Consider the following 17465-nt stretch of genomic DNA (forward strand, 5'->3'; position numbering starts at 1 on the left):
TACCCTACCTAACCCTGCCTAACCCATGCAGGCAGGTTTGACTACGTGTAAGCTCCCCCTCTAATACCTATACAGCAATTAGGGCTTTGCTATGGACGACCGCTGGCTATCCGTCGATGAAATCGCCGATTACCTAGGCGTAGCCAAAGACACCATCTATACCTGGGTGACCTCTAAAGGCATGCCTGGGCATAAGGTTGGGCGCTTCTGGAAATTCAAAAAGGAAGACGTGGACACCTGGGTGCGAGAAGGCGGTGCCGCTGCGAGTACTGATGACTTTGACAACAAGGAGCCGCGCAATGCCTAAGCAGCTCTCCACACAGGACAGCAATGACATGAGCGACCTTGATCAAGAATCCCAAGCGCCAGAGCGCGCGCTCGAAGAGGGCAAGGTCTTTGATTACATCACCGGCAACCCGGTGAAAGACAGCGACAAAGAAAAGGTTCGCCAGCGCATTGCGCGCGCCATCATCCATGAGTACGGAATCGCGGCCGAAGACATGGAGCCCGACTTCAAGGTCAAGGTGCTGGGCAAGAATCGCAAGCTCGACATCGCGATCTTTAAGCCGGGCCAGGCGCACACTTTAGACAACCTTTACCGTGCTGTGGTGATTGAGAAAGAGCCCAAGATCGGTACTAAGGGGGCCTATCGCATGCGTGATCCAGAAGAGGCGCGCAAAGAGTTCGAGGTGCTGGAGGCCGTGATGGCTGAGGTCGATAGCTGCGATTACGGGCTGTGGACCAATGGACTGGAGTTCTTCTTTTTCAAGAAGGAGGTCACCCGCTTCGATACCAAGTTCAAGCCCATCGGTGACTGGCCATTGGGAGATGATTCCTTCAGTGTTGAAGGTCGCTCCATGGGGCGGATGCGCCGTGCAGATCCAGTGATGCTGCGTACCGCTTTTCGTCGTTGCCATAACTACATTCATGGTAACGAGGGTATGCCCAAGGACGCCGCTTTCTGGCAGTTCCTGTACCTCATCTTTTGCAAGATGTATGACGAACAGCAGCCCAATGAGGCTCGAGGTTTCTACGTAGGCCCCTTCGAGCCTTTTGATACGGAAGGCCAGAAAGCTATTCGCCTACGGATCAAGCCGCTCTTTGAGCGAGTGAAGAAGAAGTATGACGGCCTGTTCAAGGGGAATGAAGAAATTACTCTGTCCGACCGGGCATTGGCTTTCATTGTCTCGGAGCTGGCTCGTTACGACTTCGGGCGTACTGATGTTGATGCCAAAGGTGCTGCCTATCAGGAGATCGTAGGAACTAACCTGCGTGGAGATCGCGGCCAGTATTTCACACCGCGAGGGGCCATCAGTCTCGTTGTTAAGATGCTCGCACCTAAAGAGCACGAGCGTGTGTTGGATTCGTCGTGCGGTACGGGGGGCTTCCTGGTTGAGACTCTGAACTACCTGAACAAGGTCTTCCACGAAGAAAAGCGCATCAAGGCAGGCGATGAGAACACTGAAGAGTTCCTATCCATCCGAGATCGGCTGGCCAACTACGCAGCCAAGAACCTGTTCGGTGCTGATTTCGACCCTTTCCTGGTAAGGGCTGCTCAGATGAACGTGATGATGGCAGGCAACTCGCTGGGCCACCTCTATCACATGAACTCGCTGGAGTTCCCAGTGGGACATCTCCCGGGCGTTCAGGCAGCGAGAGAGTCTATCCCGCTCGGTACGATTGATGTCTTGATGACCAACCCACCGTTCGGTTCTGACATTCCCGTTACCGAAAAGACCATCCTTGAGCAGTATGAGCTAGCCCGCCGTTGGGAGCGACAAGGCGATGGTTTTGTGATGACCAACGCCATAAAGCCAGCAGTGTCACCGGAAGTCTTGTTCATCGAGCGCTGCGTGAAATGGCTCAGGCCGGGAGGCCGAGCGGGCATCGTTCTGCCTGATGGAATCTTGGGCAACCCTGGTGACGAGTACATCCGTTACTGGATTCTTCGCCATTGCTGGGTGCTAGCCAGCATCGACTTGCCAGTGGAATCGTTCATCGTCGAGGCAAACGTCAACATTCTCACCAGTCTACTGTTCATCAAGCGTAAGCCTGCGGAAGTCATTCAGGCAGAGGATTTGGGTCAGGAAAAGGACTATCCCGTGTTTATGGCAGTAGCTGATAAGGTCGGCTTCGATCGCCGTGGCAACACACTGTACAAGCGTCACCCTGATGGTGAAGAAATACTCATAGATGTTAGTCACGAAGAGAAAGTCCGTATCGGTGGGGGCCTTCATGTACGTACGCTTCATCGCAAAGAGCGCATCCTAGACGATGACCTGCCCGAAATCGCTAAGGCCTATGCCGAGTTCCGTGCCAAACACCCGGAGCCCAGCAAATGATCACGCGACTTGAGGCTACACGCTATCGCTGCTTTGAACACCTGGGCGTTGATGTCGGTGACTTTCGGGTACTGGTCGGTGCCAACGGCTCGGGAAAAACCACGCTGCTAGATCTTCCGGTGCTGTTCGGCGACTTGCTACGTGCTACAAATGTCTCCGCTCCCTTCATGGAGCGCCGCCCTGAGCTGCCCCCTCGTGCGGGTAATCTGAATGAACTCGTCTTTGCTGGACGCGGCAGCGATTTTTCGCTGGCTGTTGAGGCGCGTCTTCCGGACGATGTGCAATCTAGGGTGCTTGAAGGCATGTTTGTTAGAAAGCGAACGGAGCGGTCGCGTCAGGTATTGCAGGAAGATCGCCGTCGCTGGCCAACCCACATTCGTTATGAGATTGGCTTGCGGATCGGTGCCGATCAGGCTCTGCAGGTGGCTTATGAGTACCTGTTCATGTTTCCTGAATCGGACGGGCCTGACCGCCGTCAAGCAGGTTTTCATGGAGTTTCTGCTGGCAGTAAGAAGCACTGGCACCTGACGCTTAAGCGCGAGATTGGCTACGATTCTGAGTTTACGCCCGAGACGCCGCAGGCTAGCGCTGCCAAAGTAGGTCTGCCTGAAACACTGCTTGCCATGCCTCGTGTGCTGTTCGAGTCCGAGGCGGGCTATCCTGCTGCCCGTTGGTTGCACGGTTTGCTGACCACTGATGCAGTGTTTCTGGAGCCCGACTGGTCGGCCATGCGCCAAGCCAGCCCGCCGGGGCAACCCAAGGTAATAACGGCCAATGGCCGCAATATTCCCTGGCTTGCACTGGAGCTAAAGCGAGAGGGCGCAACAGAGGGCGCCCCAGCGGTATTCCGCAGTGAACGCTATGCCGACTGGATTGCACATGTGCAAACCGCATTGCCGCAGGTGACCGACATTGATGTGCGTGAGCGCGAAGACGACCACCACGCATACTTCGTGGTCAGCTACAAGGGCGATTTCAAGGTGCCATCACTCGGTTTGTCTGATGGTACTTTACGCATCCTGACTCTGACGCTGTTGCCTTACCTTAGTAAACACCCTGCCATCCTTGTGACCGAGGAACCTGAGAACGGTATTCATCCGCGCGCCATTGAGGCCGTTCTGCAATCGCTTTCATCGATGTACGACAGTCAGGTATGGGTGTCATCGCACTCACCTGTGGTATTGGCTCGCGCCAAGCTGGAACAATTGTTGTGCGCCAGGCTCGCTAGCGAAGGAGGCGTGGAGATGCTTTCGGGTATCGATCACCCGCGCTTGCAAAAATGGCGTGGTGGTATTGATCTTGGTAGCCTTTTTGCGGCGGGGGTGCTGGGATGATGAACAAACGCCCCTGTGTCATCTTGGTCGCCGATAGCAACATGGCCGCTACCTTCCGAGGCTATTTCAATCGCGACGGATGGAATCTGAGTCTTGGCTGTGCGCCCTTTGAGATAAACACCGATGTCGGTGCTGACCTGCTTGTCGATGAGGGCGGGAACGATCCAGGCGTGTATACCAAGGGCCATGAGCTGCTACGTCCCTACCAAAACAGTCACCACTGTGCATTGGTGGTTCTGGATTGTGAGTGGGAAGGGTCACCGGGCAAGATCGCCATTGTTGAGCGCATCACGGCACGTTTAGTGGCAAGTGGCTGGTCTGAGAATGCGGTCAAGGTTATCGCGATTGATCCGGAGTTAGAGAACTGGCTGTGGCAAGACAAACCACAAGTAGCGGACGCGCTTCGCTACAAGGAAGACAAGCCCCTGCGCCAACATCTAGCCGATAGTGGCTGGTGGCCACTTGGCATTGCTAAGCCGCCTCGGCCAAAAGAGGCGGCAGAGTGGGTCATGAAGCAAACACGTCAACCCCGTTCTTCGGCGATTTATCAAAAGCTTGCGGAGCATATTTCGATCAAAGGATGCACAGACGCGGCATTTGTCGAGATGCACGAAGCGTTCCTGGCGTGGTTTCCATTGGAGGTCTCTCCATGACTTTCGCGAGTTTTAAGAACGCGCGCATCGTCCGATCCAGCTGGCTGGATGAAGGCGGGCGACGATTAGATTGCAACCCCTACATGTCCGGTGCGTTGGAGGCCCGGGATGCTTTAAGTCGATTATCGGTTCAGACAGAAAAGTTGGCAGATCTTACCGATGATATCTTCCATGCTGGGCGCGAAGGCAGGCTTTGGGTCGATGATCCCGAGTTTGGTGTTCCATTCTTAGGCAGTTCGGACATTCTCTGCGCAGATCTTTCGCATCTGCCATTAATTGCAAAGCGTCAGGTGGCTAAAAATCCGAAGTTCAAGCTTGGTGAGCAGTGGACGCTTATTACGCGCTCGGGAACGATCGGTCGAATGACCTATGTCAGCAAGGATACGTCTGGAATGGCGTGTTCAGAGCATGTGTTGCGCGTGGTTCCTAAACTAGATCGCATTTTTCCTGGCTACCTATACGCTTATTTGGCTAGCCGCTATGGCGTCCCGCTCGTGGTGTCAGGAACCTACGGTGCCATCATTCAGCACATTGAGCCCGAACATATAGCAGGGCTACCGGTTCCTCGTTTCGGGGATGATATTGAAGGATCCATTCACTCGCTTATTTCCGAGGCCGCAGTATTGCGTGATGAGGCAGGTAGATGTCTCAGCCAAGCGATGAGTGATTTTTTGGCCGCAGCAAATTTACCTGTAATTGAGTCTTGCGGCTCAGTGACCCCGTTTTCCACTTCATCTGTCCCAGCATCGTCTCTCCAGAGGCGCTGTGATGGTTTTTTCCACAGCCGATATCACTCTGATGTAGTTGACGCAATTCGCGATTGCGGTTTGGCTACAACGTCCATAGGGCAGATAGCGCGCGGTATTCAAGAGCCAAATCGTTTTAAGCGTATTGTCCTAGATGCGGATTCTGGAGGCGTCCCTCTTTTTGGTACATCAGCCATATTTTGGAATGACCCCGAACCGTCCTATTACCTACCTCGGCGATTGGCCGCGCCATATGTTGTTGGGCGGAGTACGTTGCTGATCCCTCGGTCTGGTCAGTTGCAGGGTGTCATTGGAAGGCCCGTTCTTCCCTATGGCGACATCATTGGTGGAGCTGTATCTGAGGATGCGATTCGGATCAACTGCCACAGCGAAATTCAAGCTGGTTTCTTATTCGTATTTCTGTCATCCGAATACGGGCTTAGGCAGTTGAAAGCGCGTACTTTTGGTACATCGATTCCACATCTGGACGTACGACAGATTAGTGCGTGTGTAATTCCGGAGCTTTCACCTACGTTGGCGGAAACAATTGGCAAGCTAGGGCTGCGTGTGTCAGAGCTGAGAAGCGACGCGCTAAATCTTGAGCGTGAAGCCAGGTTAGCGGTTGAGCGAGCGATTGAGGAGCATGCTTAGAAAATGGCAAAAGTGATCCCCATAGGTCAGCCGGTCAACGATGCGGAGCGCAGCGCTATTGCTTACCTGCGGGATCGCTTGCCTGACAGCTATACCCTGCTGCACAACTTCGAAATCGAGCGCCAGGGTGAGCGCTTCGAGATCGACATTGCTCTGCTGACGCCGCATGCGCTGTACTTGATCGATGTGAAGGGCACGCGCGGCACCATCGATGTGTACGGCAACAAGTGGTATCCCGAGGGGCGTGCGCCATACCCGTCGCCACTGGGTAAGCTGCGCGGGCATGCGCGCACAGTCAAGGGCCTGGTAACTCAGGCCCATCCAGGGCGGAATGAGCTGAACGACATCTACGTGGATGCGGCCATCTTGCTCACTGCGCCGGATGCGCACCTGATTGACCGCGAGCAGCTGGATTCAGACCGTGTAGTGAAATTGAAGGACGCCGAACGCTACTTCAAAGATGCCACACGCATTCCTGCGCGCTTTTCGAAGAACATCCTGCAGCAGCAAGGGCTGATACTGCATGCTTTGAAGGTGGTTAAACCCGCCTCTGCCGTGCAGCGCTTTGGCCACTGGGAGGTGAAGGAAAAGCTCGGCGCAGCGCAGGCCTACAGCGAGTTCCGTGCAGAGAACGCCTTTGCGGGAGGCACGGCCCGTCTGCGGGTGTATCAAGCGGACCCCTACCAGCCTGAAGATGTGCGTAAGGCCCAGGTTAATCGCATTGCCAATGCCTACCGGGCGCTATCCAAATTACCGCTACATCCCAACATTGTTGCCGCGCGGGACTTCTTCCCGTCCGACGATGACAGGTCCTTCATCCTGATCCTGGACGACGCGCCCGGCCAAGCACTGACAGTACACATGGCACGGCCGCAGTTGGCACTGACCCTAGACCAGAAATGGCGTGTTGCCAAAGACCTGCTGGCAGCCCTAGCACATGCTCATCAACATGGTGTGGTGCATCGCAACCTTACGCCTGGCGCGATCCTGATCGGCCAAGACGGTACCACCCGTATTACGGACTTCGATTTCGCGAAGCCAGGTGAGAACCGCAGTTTGAGCATTGCTGCAGACATCGTTGATTTGGTCGAGAAGGCTTATGTCTCGCCAGAGGCATTCCGCGAGCCGGGTGCAGCGTCTAGCGCGTCGGACATCTTCTCGGCTGGCGTCATCATTTATGAACTGTTCACTGGAGAGCGCCCGTTTGCGGGCGAGCCGACCACGGTGTGGGATCGTGTAGGTGAGTTCCTGAACAAGCCATCTACGCTGCGGCCGGAGTTGAATGACGCTTTCGATGTTTGGTTGCAAAGTCTGTGCGCGTTTGACGAGCATAAGCGGCCACCAGCCCCCAATGCGCTGGCGGCATTGAATGCCTTGCTGCAGCCTGCGGCATTACAAGTGGCGGTCCCCGTTGAGGTGTCTGACTTTGAGCCCAATCAGGTGTCTGATGACCAAGCCGACTACCTGAACCTGCCTGCAGGCTACAGGCTGACCCGCAAGTTCATCATCGAGAAGAAGCTGGGGCGTGGCAGTTTCGGCGTGGTCTACAAGGTTATCGACACGCTGGGCGATGTGGCGCGCACAGTAAAACTCATCGTCAGCGATCGCCACTCGACTCTGGATCGCCTGAAGCAGGAGTACCGTCACCTGGTGCACATCCCTGAGCATCCACACGTAGTACGCGTGCTGGACGCGGATGTGATCCCTGGTCGTGACATTCCCTTCTTGGTGTTCGAGTACGTTGAAGGCTCTGACGTTGGCGACATGATTCAGGAGCGCCTGCTGTCGCCCGAGGACGTCCTGGAGCTAGGCAAACAGGTGATAGAGGGCTTGGTGCATTTGCATGCCAATGGCTTCCATCATTGCGACATCAAACCGCGGAATCTGCTGTGGACGCAGAAGGGCGCGAAAATCATCGACTTCAATGTGTCGGTGCGGGCTGATGATAAGGAGTCGCGAGGAGGCGGCTCGCGTCGTTATCTGCCACCTGACTTCGACCCAGAGGTCATCCCGTATAACGGGGAGCGCGCAGACCGCGACCTCTATGCCATGGGGCTGACGCTGTATGAGGCGCTGACCTCGCGGTATCCCTGGGATACGACAGAGCCGCCCATCAACAAGCCTGCGCCAGACCCGCGTGAGTTGTCGGGGTTCTCTGACCTTGCTCCAGAGCTCGTGAGCGTGGTGCTGAAGGCGATCGCCCCACGTCGTGCGGAGCGCTTTGCCACAGCCACAGATTTCCGTGGTGCCCTGGCTGAGGTGCGCCACGCGCGGCGCATCCAAGCCGTGAGCTTGGCTACGATGGCAGCCGGCAGCAGCCAAGGGGTGTTGGCCAAGTCCGCGCCTAACAGCAATGCCTTCGTTTCGCACCTGCTTACACTCTACAGCCAAAGCCACCGCAGCAATGCCGGTACGCGGGGTATGGATGCATTGGGATTTTCAGCCTATGTGGATACCGCCTTGGATCGGGTGCTGTTGCCAGCGGTCCTGTCAGGCGAGTTCCGCTTAGTGCTGATCTCTGGCAACGCGGGCGATGGAAAAACGGCCTTCTTGCAGCGCTTGGAGAAGGAAGTTGAAGTCCTTGGAGGATCTGCCAATCGTGGGTTGCCCAATGGCAGCGAACTGGCATTGGGCGGCAAGCGTTACTTAATCAACTACGACGGCAGCCAGGACGAAGGCAACAAGGACAACAACCAGGTGTTGTTGGATTTCTTGTCACCCTTCAAGGGTAGCGATGCAAGAACCTGGACGCCGAAAGAAACTCGCCTTATTGCAATCAATGAAGGCCGCTTGGTGGACTTCCTTGCGACGCATGAGCAAGACTTTTCTGAGTTAACGGCGCTGGTTCGGCGGGCGTTCTCGTCGGGTGAAACTGAGTCTGGCGTCGCGGTGGTGAACCTGAACTTGCGCAGCGTGGTGGCAGACGCCGAAGGGGGCTCGATTCTGGAACGCACGATGCAGAGTATCGTACAGCCCAAGAACTGGTCAGCCTGCGAAAGCTGCGACCTGAAGAACAGCTGCTATGCCTTGCATAACGCACGCAGTTTCCAGGATGAGATTGCTGGCCCACGCTTGCTAGAACGGCTCAAGACCCTTTACACCATGGCTCACTTGCGTGGTCGTTTGCATATCACGATGCGTGACCTGCGTTCGGCGCTGTCGTTCATGCTGATCGGAAACCGTGATTGTGGTGAGATTCATGCGCTGTATATGGCCGGAAAGCATGACGAAGTGGCGCGCAGCTATTATTTCAACAGCTGGATGGGTGGTGGGCAGCCTACTTCGGATCGATTGCTCACCTTGCTGGGCGAACTCGATGTGGGCAAGCAGGAAGACCCACGCTTTGACAGAGGGCTGGACTTTGTGCAGCCGGATGATCGGGCACTGTTCCGTTTTGAGCGGCGGGGGCAATTCGATTTCGAGGTGCTGAAGCGTCTGTTCGGTGATCTGCCTCGTGGATGGGCCGACGTGTCCGTTCGGCAGCGCGCACGCAAGCACCGAGAGTATGTGACGATGGCCCGGCGCAAGCACTTTTTCGAGCGCCGCGACGCGAGCTGGGAAAAGATGCTGCCGTACCGCTCGGCCAAGCGCATGGTTGAAATCGTTCGTGGCGAAACCTCGATTGATGCACTGATAAGCGAAATTCTGCATGCCATCAACCGCGGCGAGGGGTTGCAACGACCTGAGCGCTTGGGGACGAGCTTGGCGTTGCAATTACGTCAGGTTGAGCACGGTACGGTTCGCAGCTATCGGCTTTTTCCCGCGGAGGGTTTTGGTCTGCAGGTGCAAGACTTTGCCGCTAACGCGCGTTTCGTCGAGCACCTGCCGACGGGCGTACTGCTGAAGTTTCAGGGCCAGGGTTTCGGTGCTATTTCCAGTGAGTTGATCATCAATCTCGATGTTTTCGAGATGCTGGTTCGACTGAATGAAGGCTACCGGCCCAGTGTCGAAGAGATGCAGGGCTTTTATCTGTGTCTGGGTGTGTTCAAGAACAGTCTCAATGCACAGCCCTATCGGGAGATTTTGCTGACCACTACGGGGCATGACTTCTACCGCTTGGCTCGCCATGACGACGGCCGGGTGGAGATGCGCTTGTTGCAAGGGGCAGCGACCAGTGAGCACAAAGCAGAGGCCTTAGCCCAAGGCTTCAGGGGGAACTGATGGCACTGCAAAAAAAGGACAGGGAGTTCCGCCTCCCGAAAGTCAGCTACCTCGATTTCAAGACCATCGAGATGGACCGCGTGCTCACGGGCTTGTTTGAACGCTTGGAACATGGCGGCTATCCGAGCGTGTTTCGCGACAAACGCGAACTGACAGTGGACAAGTTCGTGGACGACATTCTCGAAGCCGGCGACCGTTTCTTGGGGTTCGCTCAGCACCGAGACATGGTGCAGCGCTGGGTTGAAACCCACCTCATGGACATCGTTAATCGTGGCAAGAAAAATGCTGCGGTGGCTGGCCCACGTCCCCTGCATGGTTATACCTACCGCTTTCGTAACCCCAAACATTCACGTGACTATGGTGCTGCCCAGCACTTGTACCAAATGCTGCACCACGCCCGGCATCTTTCGGGGCACAAGGCCATCGAGCACCTGAAGGGCTTCTTCTTTGACGGCTTCGATAAACTCACGCGAGAGCTGAACGATAAGGCACTGACGGACATTGAGACGTCTACGCTTTTGCACTTCCTATCTCAGCGCAAAGACACGGCGGATACCCGTGCCGGTGGAGAGCGCTTCGCGCCGGTGTGTATTGGATCGGCTGACTTGATGGCTGAGGACATTCAGCGACTGCTTTTCTACAAGCAATACATGCCGCGCTCGGTGATGGTGGAGTACCTGAAGGTGCTGCTATCGTTTCACTTGGCGCTCTATCACCTGCGGTTGCTGAAGCTCTTGCCTGCCTGGCAAAAACTGGAGGGTGCGAATTCGTTGTGCGCTGAGTCAGCGTGTCCGATGAAACCCCGTGAGCAGCGCGAACCACAGGGTGACTGCCCTTACAAGCTGGGGATGTTTGTTGACCTCTCGGGCAACGCCAACTCAGCAACCGCTGCGCTCGCTGAGCGTAGTGCCGATGGTTTTTACCGGCGAATCCCGAGTTTTATTCGCGCGTACTTTGTTGCGAAGAAGCTAGACGAGTTCTCGGAACACCTTGTGCGGCGTGGCAAATTGATCCGTCCGTTGAATTCGGTGTTCTCTGTTGGTGAACTGTATGGCCTTCAAGCAGAGCCATTCGCTGAGGAGCGAGATAAGTTCTTCGGCGAGCGTTTGTCGGGGCTTTTGGAGTCTCTGTCAGAGGGCGAAGCCGGACTGGATGCCGAGGTTGAAGCCATCACGAAGATGGGGCTCTCGGATTTTGAGACCTACATCGAAATTCTTGTCGCTCTCCGCGGTGCTTTTCACAGGAAATACATCATCGAGTCGCTAGACGCTACGATGTTGAAGAACAAGTCGGGAGCAATGCTGGCTCAAACGCGTGCGCGAAATGCCCCTCGTCGATTTTCTCTTGAGAGCCGTTTGCTGGAGGTGCTGCTGCAAATTGCTGTGCTGCGTCCAGGGGGGGATAGGGGCTACTTCACCGGCGAGATGCGGATAGATGATCTGCTGTCTTTTCTGCGTGAGCGCTACGGTCTCTACATTGATCAGTTGCCGCCCGGTGAAGGGTTCGCAACGCCCACCATCGATGAGCGAAAAGCCCTACGAAGCAACGTTCAGGCATTTACTGGACGCCTGCGCGAGATTGGCTTCTACCGCGACTTGTCCGATGCCTATGTAACCCAGACGGTTGTACCGCGCTACACGATTGCAGAACGAACAGAAGGGGAGCGCACATGAGTCGGGGCCTGCGTGAACTTACCAGCCAAGAGCTGAGCGCGGCGCTTGAGTCCGTCTTGCTGCCGAGGCTCTGCAAGGTCTTGGCCGCCCGTGATCTTGGGCATTGCATGCGTGTCACGGACCTGGATCGTGAGCTGATGATCCGATTGGCTGGGGGGCTGCGTGCGGCCGTTCCTTCTGCCAATGTGGTTGTGCTAGCGGACGACGCCCTGCGCGCCCAAGCACCGGAGTTGGCCGTGACGAGCACCAAGCTCGTTGAACTGCGCAACCCGTTGCCCAACGACGAGCTAAGGCCCCCGCTGCTGGTCTTTGTGCCGAATGATCTGCGTGCTTCTGCCGAGGATTCGTTCGGTGTTGCGACGTTTGAAGAAGTATCGATTGATGGTGCCTACGCTGAGCTGAATGCACAGCTGATCACGCAGATTCCGGCCAACCTTCGGGTTGCTGTCGAAGCCTGTTTGGGTGAGCTGCGCCGGAGCGATTCGCGCTGGCGATATGCCGACGATGCCGCAGTGGTTCGCTACCTGCTCACATGCCAAGTCAACGGCTTTGACCCAGATGCTATGGGGGCGGCGCTGTTCGAGCTGGCCCTCGTGCCGGATTTCGAGTTGTTCCAGCAGGCGGAACGTGCCCCTGCGCGGGTGGCTCGCAACCGCGAATGCGTCGAGCAAGTCACATGGTCAACTAAGACGGAGCGCGTGCGCGCCCTTGAGCTGGGCTTGCTCGATCCAGTTTTCTGCAAGCAGCTTGGTGAGTTCTTTTCGAGCGTTGGTGTTGCCAATCCGAAGGAGTGGACCCAATTAATCGTCCGCGACCGGGTCAATTGGCCCCTTGCGTTCAACAAGTGGCTGTTTGAGGACGGGGGCGTCAATCCGGATGCCATTTTCATCGGCGATGTCGAGCTGCCAGATTTGCCGGTGGTGAAGGACGACAATGAAGACCCCCGTCTGGCCGAGCTAATCGGCCACCGTGTGTTGCCTATCTCGAAGACGGGCCTCAAAAAGTTCAGTGTATCCTTCAGGGTCGATCCTGTTCCGTCCAGGGTGGAGGGCTTGTCTCGATTCGTGGCTGAGGTGGTGTCGCGCGACAACGGCCCAACAGGCTTGCGCCGCCGCAAGGCCGCGTGGACCAAGGGCACGGATTCTGGGGTGATCGCATTTTCGTCAATTGGCAAGATCGACTGGGAAGAGGGTTGGCACTTTGTTCGTGTATACGGGGAGACTGAAGACGGTGACCGTATTCCGCTTGCTGACGGCGAGGGCAATCCTATTCGCTTCAACAGCGATGCCTCCGAGACCCTTGCCCGAGCCAATGAGAGCGATCTCTTTTATGTGGTCACCGACGACGAGGTAGAGGTTGAGCCTCCACAGCGAGCTGTGCCGCGCGAGCCAAGCTTGATGCATGCGCTGCTGCGTGCGCGCTTTGCTGCTGTAACTCAGGATCGAGATCCCAGTTCTATCTCGATCACGGGATGCGCTTGGGTGGAGCGAAGCAGCAGAACTGCAGCTAGTGGCGAGACCCTGGAGGTCCGGCTGGGAAAAGAAGGGAAAGCGAATGTCTTGGTGTCTGCCGCCTTGGCCGGCCTGGAACGCGCCTTTCTTGGTGACCCGGATGGCCTCAATCGATTGAGGCTGTCGATCAACGCATCCGGCGCAGCCACGCGATCAACGATCTCTTTCAAATGGCCGACCTCGGATGAAGCAGCGAGGTTTCGGGAGTCTCGGGCAACCCTCTTTGGTGCAGTCTTGCAAGGCGATCAGCGCTTGATCATGCAGGCCAGTGACCTTCTGAGCCTGCAAGAGCCCGCTCAGAACTATGCGGCAGCCTACCTGGCTTGGATTGATGCTGTGTTGGTTCGATGTGACTCAACAGATGCCGTCATTGCACGCTTGGCTTTTGAAGAGTTGCGTTGCGCCCTCACCATTGATTCAGTTGCTTTGGTCCTGGAGGACTATCAGGGTAGACGGCGTGACGCCGTTCTTCTGGGCCCGACTCATCCTCTTCGTGCCAACTGGCATGTCGCCTGGAGCCAGCTGGGGCAGCGTTGGATGGAGCGCAGCCAGGCGAGTGGCCGCGAATATGTGGTGCCGACTCGAGACGCTGTTCTCAATCAGCTTTCGCCTGCAGCATTTCCACCTGTATTGCCTTTCGGTGAGGAGCTTGGACGCACGGCGCTGGCTGTGGATAACATCAACCCATTCTGGTCGCTGTACGCGGCGACCGACGAAGAAGACCCGCGTGGTTTGGTTGGCGAGGTGTGCGCCGCACTGGGGCTGCCCGAGCCAGCAATTGGCGGTGCGACCATCGATAGCACCTACTTGGCGGCTCGGGTGCAGCGTTATCTGATCCAGCACCCGTATGTTGAGACGCTGACGATCAACGCGTTCAATTCGGGACGGGCGACGGCTTTGGCTGAAGTGCTACTTGCACTGCAGCGTCATTCCGAGTTTGCCGATCTTCGGTACGACATTAGGCTGTTCGTGCCCGATCCGGCGGCTCCTTCAACGGGAGAGGCGCTGCTGGAACTGCTGGCCCCTGACTCGGGAACTAGCGCGAAGGAGGCGGACGCATTCTCCACGCCGACTGACAGCCACCTGCACCCCAAGTTGCGATTGGCGATCCGCGCCATCAAGGAGTTCCGCGACGAGCCTGATTTGCATGCCGCGCATTTGTCATTTTTGTTTGACTTGTTTCCGGCTGAGGAAATTCGTGCTGTAGACGTTCGGGACTCGGATGACTCTTCCTTCGTCCATGGACTTGTCCAGCCCTTCAAGGTGGACTACCTGGAAGATGAGCAATCCATCACTTGGCTTCGTCGCCCGCTGCATGGGGTGGCACGGCCGATTGAGGGGGCTGAGGCCTTGTCAGATCTGATGGGAGGCATCTCACGTGCATTTTCGGTTGCCGTGGCGACCATTGCGCGTAGCCAGTATTTACCACATGCACGGCCGGTGGTGGCGTTGAGCTTGTCTGCCGACGAGCGCGCGATGCTCCATCAGGTGCACGAGGTTAGCGATTGGGTTCTCACTATTGATCGGAACCTGGGCATCGAGTTTTTTGACCATCGACGGCACTCAACTCGCCCTGACTATCTGATTGATCACTCGCCTGACATGGCAAATGCGATGGGCCATCGGCTGGCAATCACCTCCCGCTCAGTGGCAGAGCTTGAGTCATTGTTGGTGCCAATCTTGGGCGAATACGGCCTCCCAAATTCAGGCAGTCATGCCCTGGTGATGCTAGATCAGCTTCGCTCGCTATCTGGCCGGTTGGCCCTGAAGCTGTTGTCGTCGTCTTCGCAAAGAGCGGAGGCGATGGGGCTCGCCCTTTCACGGTTGTTTCTTGAACATCAAGGTGTGTTTCAGAACCAGGTTGTTGTGCCCCTGGATGCTCACCTGGAGCTGTACAAGGCTATTCGTCAGAACGCCGAGGAAATGGGCGACGAGGTCAGTTTCCAGCGAACTGATCTTGCACTGTTCGACCTTGATCCAATGAGCCGTGTTGTGACCTGCAGGCTGGTCGAGGTGAAGTGCTACAGCCAGGTTGGGGATGTGGCCGCATATGCGCAGTTAAAGGCATCCATTGCTGACCAGATCGCGCAGACCGAGCACGTTCTCGCCTACCACTTCGACCCCAAGTTGGCAGAAGTGGATCGTCCGGATCGCCCTATCAAAAACCGTGACCTTGCAGCTTTGCTGGGATTTTATTTGGACCGCTCGGAACGTTATGGCGTTGTCTTGCCTGAAGCTGCAGAAGAGGCGCACTTCTTCTTGCGTCGCTTGGATGAGCGGTCTTACACACTGCAGTTCACGCGAAGCGCTGTGGTATTCGACTTCAGCAAACCGGGCACGGAACCGGCTGAGCATGAGAACGGCATCGAGTTCTACCGCATCGGCATTGACCTGATTCGCCAATTGGTCGAAGCAGCAGTGATCGACACCGAGACCATCGCGAGCTTGCTGAGTGTTCGATCCACCGATACGGCGCGCGAGGTGACCCAAGAATTGCTACGTCGCAGGACTTTGGCACCAGCTGTTCCGACCTTTGAAACCGCTGCTTTCTTGAGTCCGCCTCGTGATAGAACTCTGGCATGGGACGACAGGCCACGAATTTCGTACAGCCCATCAAATTTCACGCCTGCAGCGCAGGTGCGCGAACCAGAGCCGGCCGTGATGTTGGCCTCAGAGGTGATTGAACCGCGTCAGCTGCCGATCACAATGCCAGAGACGAAGCAACCTGCCATCGCTGACTCCAAGCCCGCGCTTGTGCCAGACGAAGATAAGGTGGCGACGCCCATGGTCACCGAAGCCCCAGTTGCTTCGTCTGAAGTTGCTCAGCCAATCAATGGCCGGGTCGCCTACGACATCATGCTTGGCGCGACCGGATCAACGCCTCAATACGGGTTGCTCGGAGAAGTATCTGGGCGCAAGGTTGCACTAGACCTGAACCAGACCCACACCATCAGCCTATTCGGTGTTCAAGGGGGCGGGAAAAGTTATACCTTGGGCAGTGTTGCGGAGATGGCCTCGTTGCCAATCCCAGGCATAAACTGTCTACCAGAACCGCTGTCCACGGTGATCTTCCATTACAGCCCGACGATGGACTATAAGCCCGAGTTTACGTCGATGGTAGGTGCCAATAGCGTTGAGGATCAGGTCCGAGCGCTGAAGGAGGTGTACGGCGCAGAGCCGAAAGCTCTGACTGATGTTTTGCTGCTTGTACCCGCAGACAAAATCGAAGAGCGGCGTGCGGAGTATCCGGACATTGAGGTGTTGCCGCTGCAGTTCTCTGCATCGGAATTGAAGGCCTCGCACTGGAAGTTTCTGATGGGGGCAGTGGGCAATCAGGCCACCTACATTCGTCAGATCATGCGCATCATGAAGTCCATGCGCGATGACATAACTCTGGAAGGGTTGCGAGCCGGTGTCGAAGCGTCGTCGATCCCGGAGCATTTGAAGGAACTGGCCAGAATGCGTTTGGAGCTGGCTGCCGAGTTCATCAACGATTCGGCCTCGCTTACCGAAGTGGTCAAGCCTGGTCGCTTAATCATCGTGGACCTACGAGATGAGTACATAGAGAAGGACCAGGCTCTTGGACTCTTCGTCGTACTCTTGCAGCTGTTTGCAGAGGCGCGAATCGAGGGGCGTAGCTTCAACAAGCTGGTGGTGTTCGACGAAGCCCACAAGTATATCGAAAGCCCAGACCTTGTTGCGGGGCTTATCGAAGTTGTACGCGAAATGCGGCATAAGGGCGTGAGCATTATGGTGGCGAGTCAAGATCCACCATCTGTTCCTGTCAGCCTGATAGAGCTATCCACCCAGATCATAATGCACAAATTCAACTCACCCGCCTGGCTGAAGCACATTCAGAAAGCCAACGCCGCATTGGCCAATTTGACTCCCGAGCGCATGGCTCTGCTCAAGGCCGGCGAGGCTTACGTCTGGTCAAGCAAGGCCACTGACGAGTCGTTCTCAAAGGGGGCCGTAAAGCTTAGATGTCGGCCACGAGTGACTGAGCACGGCGGAGCAACTAGGGTCGCGGTTAAAAGCTCGTGATGTATGCATCACGAGCAGACTCAATTACAGCTAGAAGAGGAAAGAAAAAAGCGTTGTAAGCGCAATGCCCGCACCGCATAAGACTTGCACTACAAGGTACCTGAGGTCTGAGGTACACCTAATTTTTCTAGACACATATGACAGACTACATCTGGCCGACGGCTTTGCTTTTCCCGCCAAACCCTTCGTTCAAGCGATCTTTGATCGCGCTGATCGGAGGGTTCACTCGCTTTTTCTCGAAGCCACCACGTACCACCATTTCATATCTGATTAACGCCACGCCGACTTTTACTGCCGGTAATTACCCTCGATATCTATCGAGGGCAGTGCAGTTTGGACGTCAGAGCTGA

Annotated in this window: 8 protein-coding genes; all 8 read left to right on the plus strand. The window is 56.2% G+C overall.

Features of this window, described 5'->3' with window-relative positions; translation table 11 throughout:
* The first annotated feature begins 91 nt into the window (after positions 1-91).
* From mads1 to mads8, 8 genes are read left to right on the plus strand one after another with little or no spacing between them, the layout of a single operon-like run.
* Positions 92-307 carry a methylation-associated defense system helix-turn-helix domain-containing protein MAD1 gene (mads1, locus tag ICA15_RS20415; RefSeq protein WP_039570240.1) on the plus strand — a complete coding sequence of 72 codons (216 nt, stop codon included), beginning with the start codon at positions 92-94 and terminating at the stop codon, positions 305-307.
* Positions 300-2342 carry a methylation-associated defense system DNA methyltransferase MAD2 gene (mads2, locus tag ICA15_RS20420; protein ID WP_210554487.1) on the plus strand — a complete coding sequence of 681 codons (2043 nt, stop codon included), beginning with the start codon at positions 300-302 and terminating at the stop codon, positions 2340-2342. Before mads1 ends, mads2 begins: the two co-directional genes overlap by 8 nt.
* Positions 2339-3676, plus strand: a complete 1338-nt coding sequence (mads3, locus tag ICA15_RS20425; RefSeq protein WP_102717870.1) for a methylation-associated defense system AAA family ATPase MAD3 — start codon at positions 2339-2341, stop codon at positions 3674-3676. Before mads2 ends, mads3 begins: the two co-directional genes overlap by 4 nt.
* Positions 3673-4329, plus strand: coding sequence for a methylation-associated defense system protein MAD4 (gene mads4 / locus ICA15_RS20430; protein ID WP_102717869.1), 657 nt, complete (start codon positions 3673-3675; stop codon positions 4327-4329). The genes mads3 and mads4 overlap by 4 nt, the downstream gene beginning before the upstream one ends.
* A complete protein-coding gene (gene mads5 / locus ICA15_RS20435; protein ID WP_102717868.1) occupies positions 4326-5726 on the plus strand; it encodes a methylation-associated defense system restriction endonuclease subunit S MAD5 in 1401 nt (466 codons plus the stop codon). The genes mads4 and mads5 overlap by 4 nt, the downstream gene beginning before the upstream one ends.
* 3 nt (positions 5727-5729) lie before the next feature.
* Positions 5730-9887, plus strand: coding sequence for a methylation-associated defense system protein kinase MAD6 (mads6, locus tag ICA15_RS20440; protein ID WP_210554489.1), 4158 nt, complete (start codon positions 5730-5732; stop codon positions 9885-9887).
* Positions 9887-11560, plus strand: coding sequence for a methylation-associated defense system protein MAD7 (mads7, locus tag ICA15_RS20445; RefSeq protein WP_102717866.1), 1674 nt, complete (start codon positions 9887-9889; stop codon positions 11558-11560). Before mads6 ends, mads7 begins: the two co-directional genes overlap by 1 nt.
* On the plus strand, positions 11557-17115 hold the full coding sequence (gene mads8, locus ICA15_RS20450) for a methylation-associated defense system ATP-binding protein MAD8 (RefSeq protein ID WP_224450900.1): 5559 nt from the start codon (positions 11557-11559) through the stop codon (positions 17113-17115). Before mads7 ends, mads8 begins: the two co-directional genes overlap by 4 nt.
* Positions 17116-17465: the final 350 nt, after the last annotated feature.

The sequence above is a fragment of the Pseudomonas sp. P116 genome (assembly GCF_020149425.1).
GTDB lineage: Bacteria > Pseudomonadota > Gammaproteobacteria > Pseudomonadales > Pseudomonadaceae > Aquipseudomonas > Aquipseudomonas anatoliensis.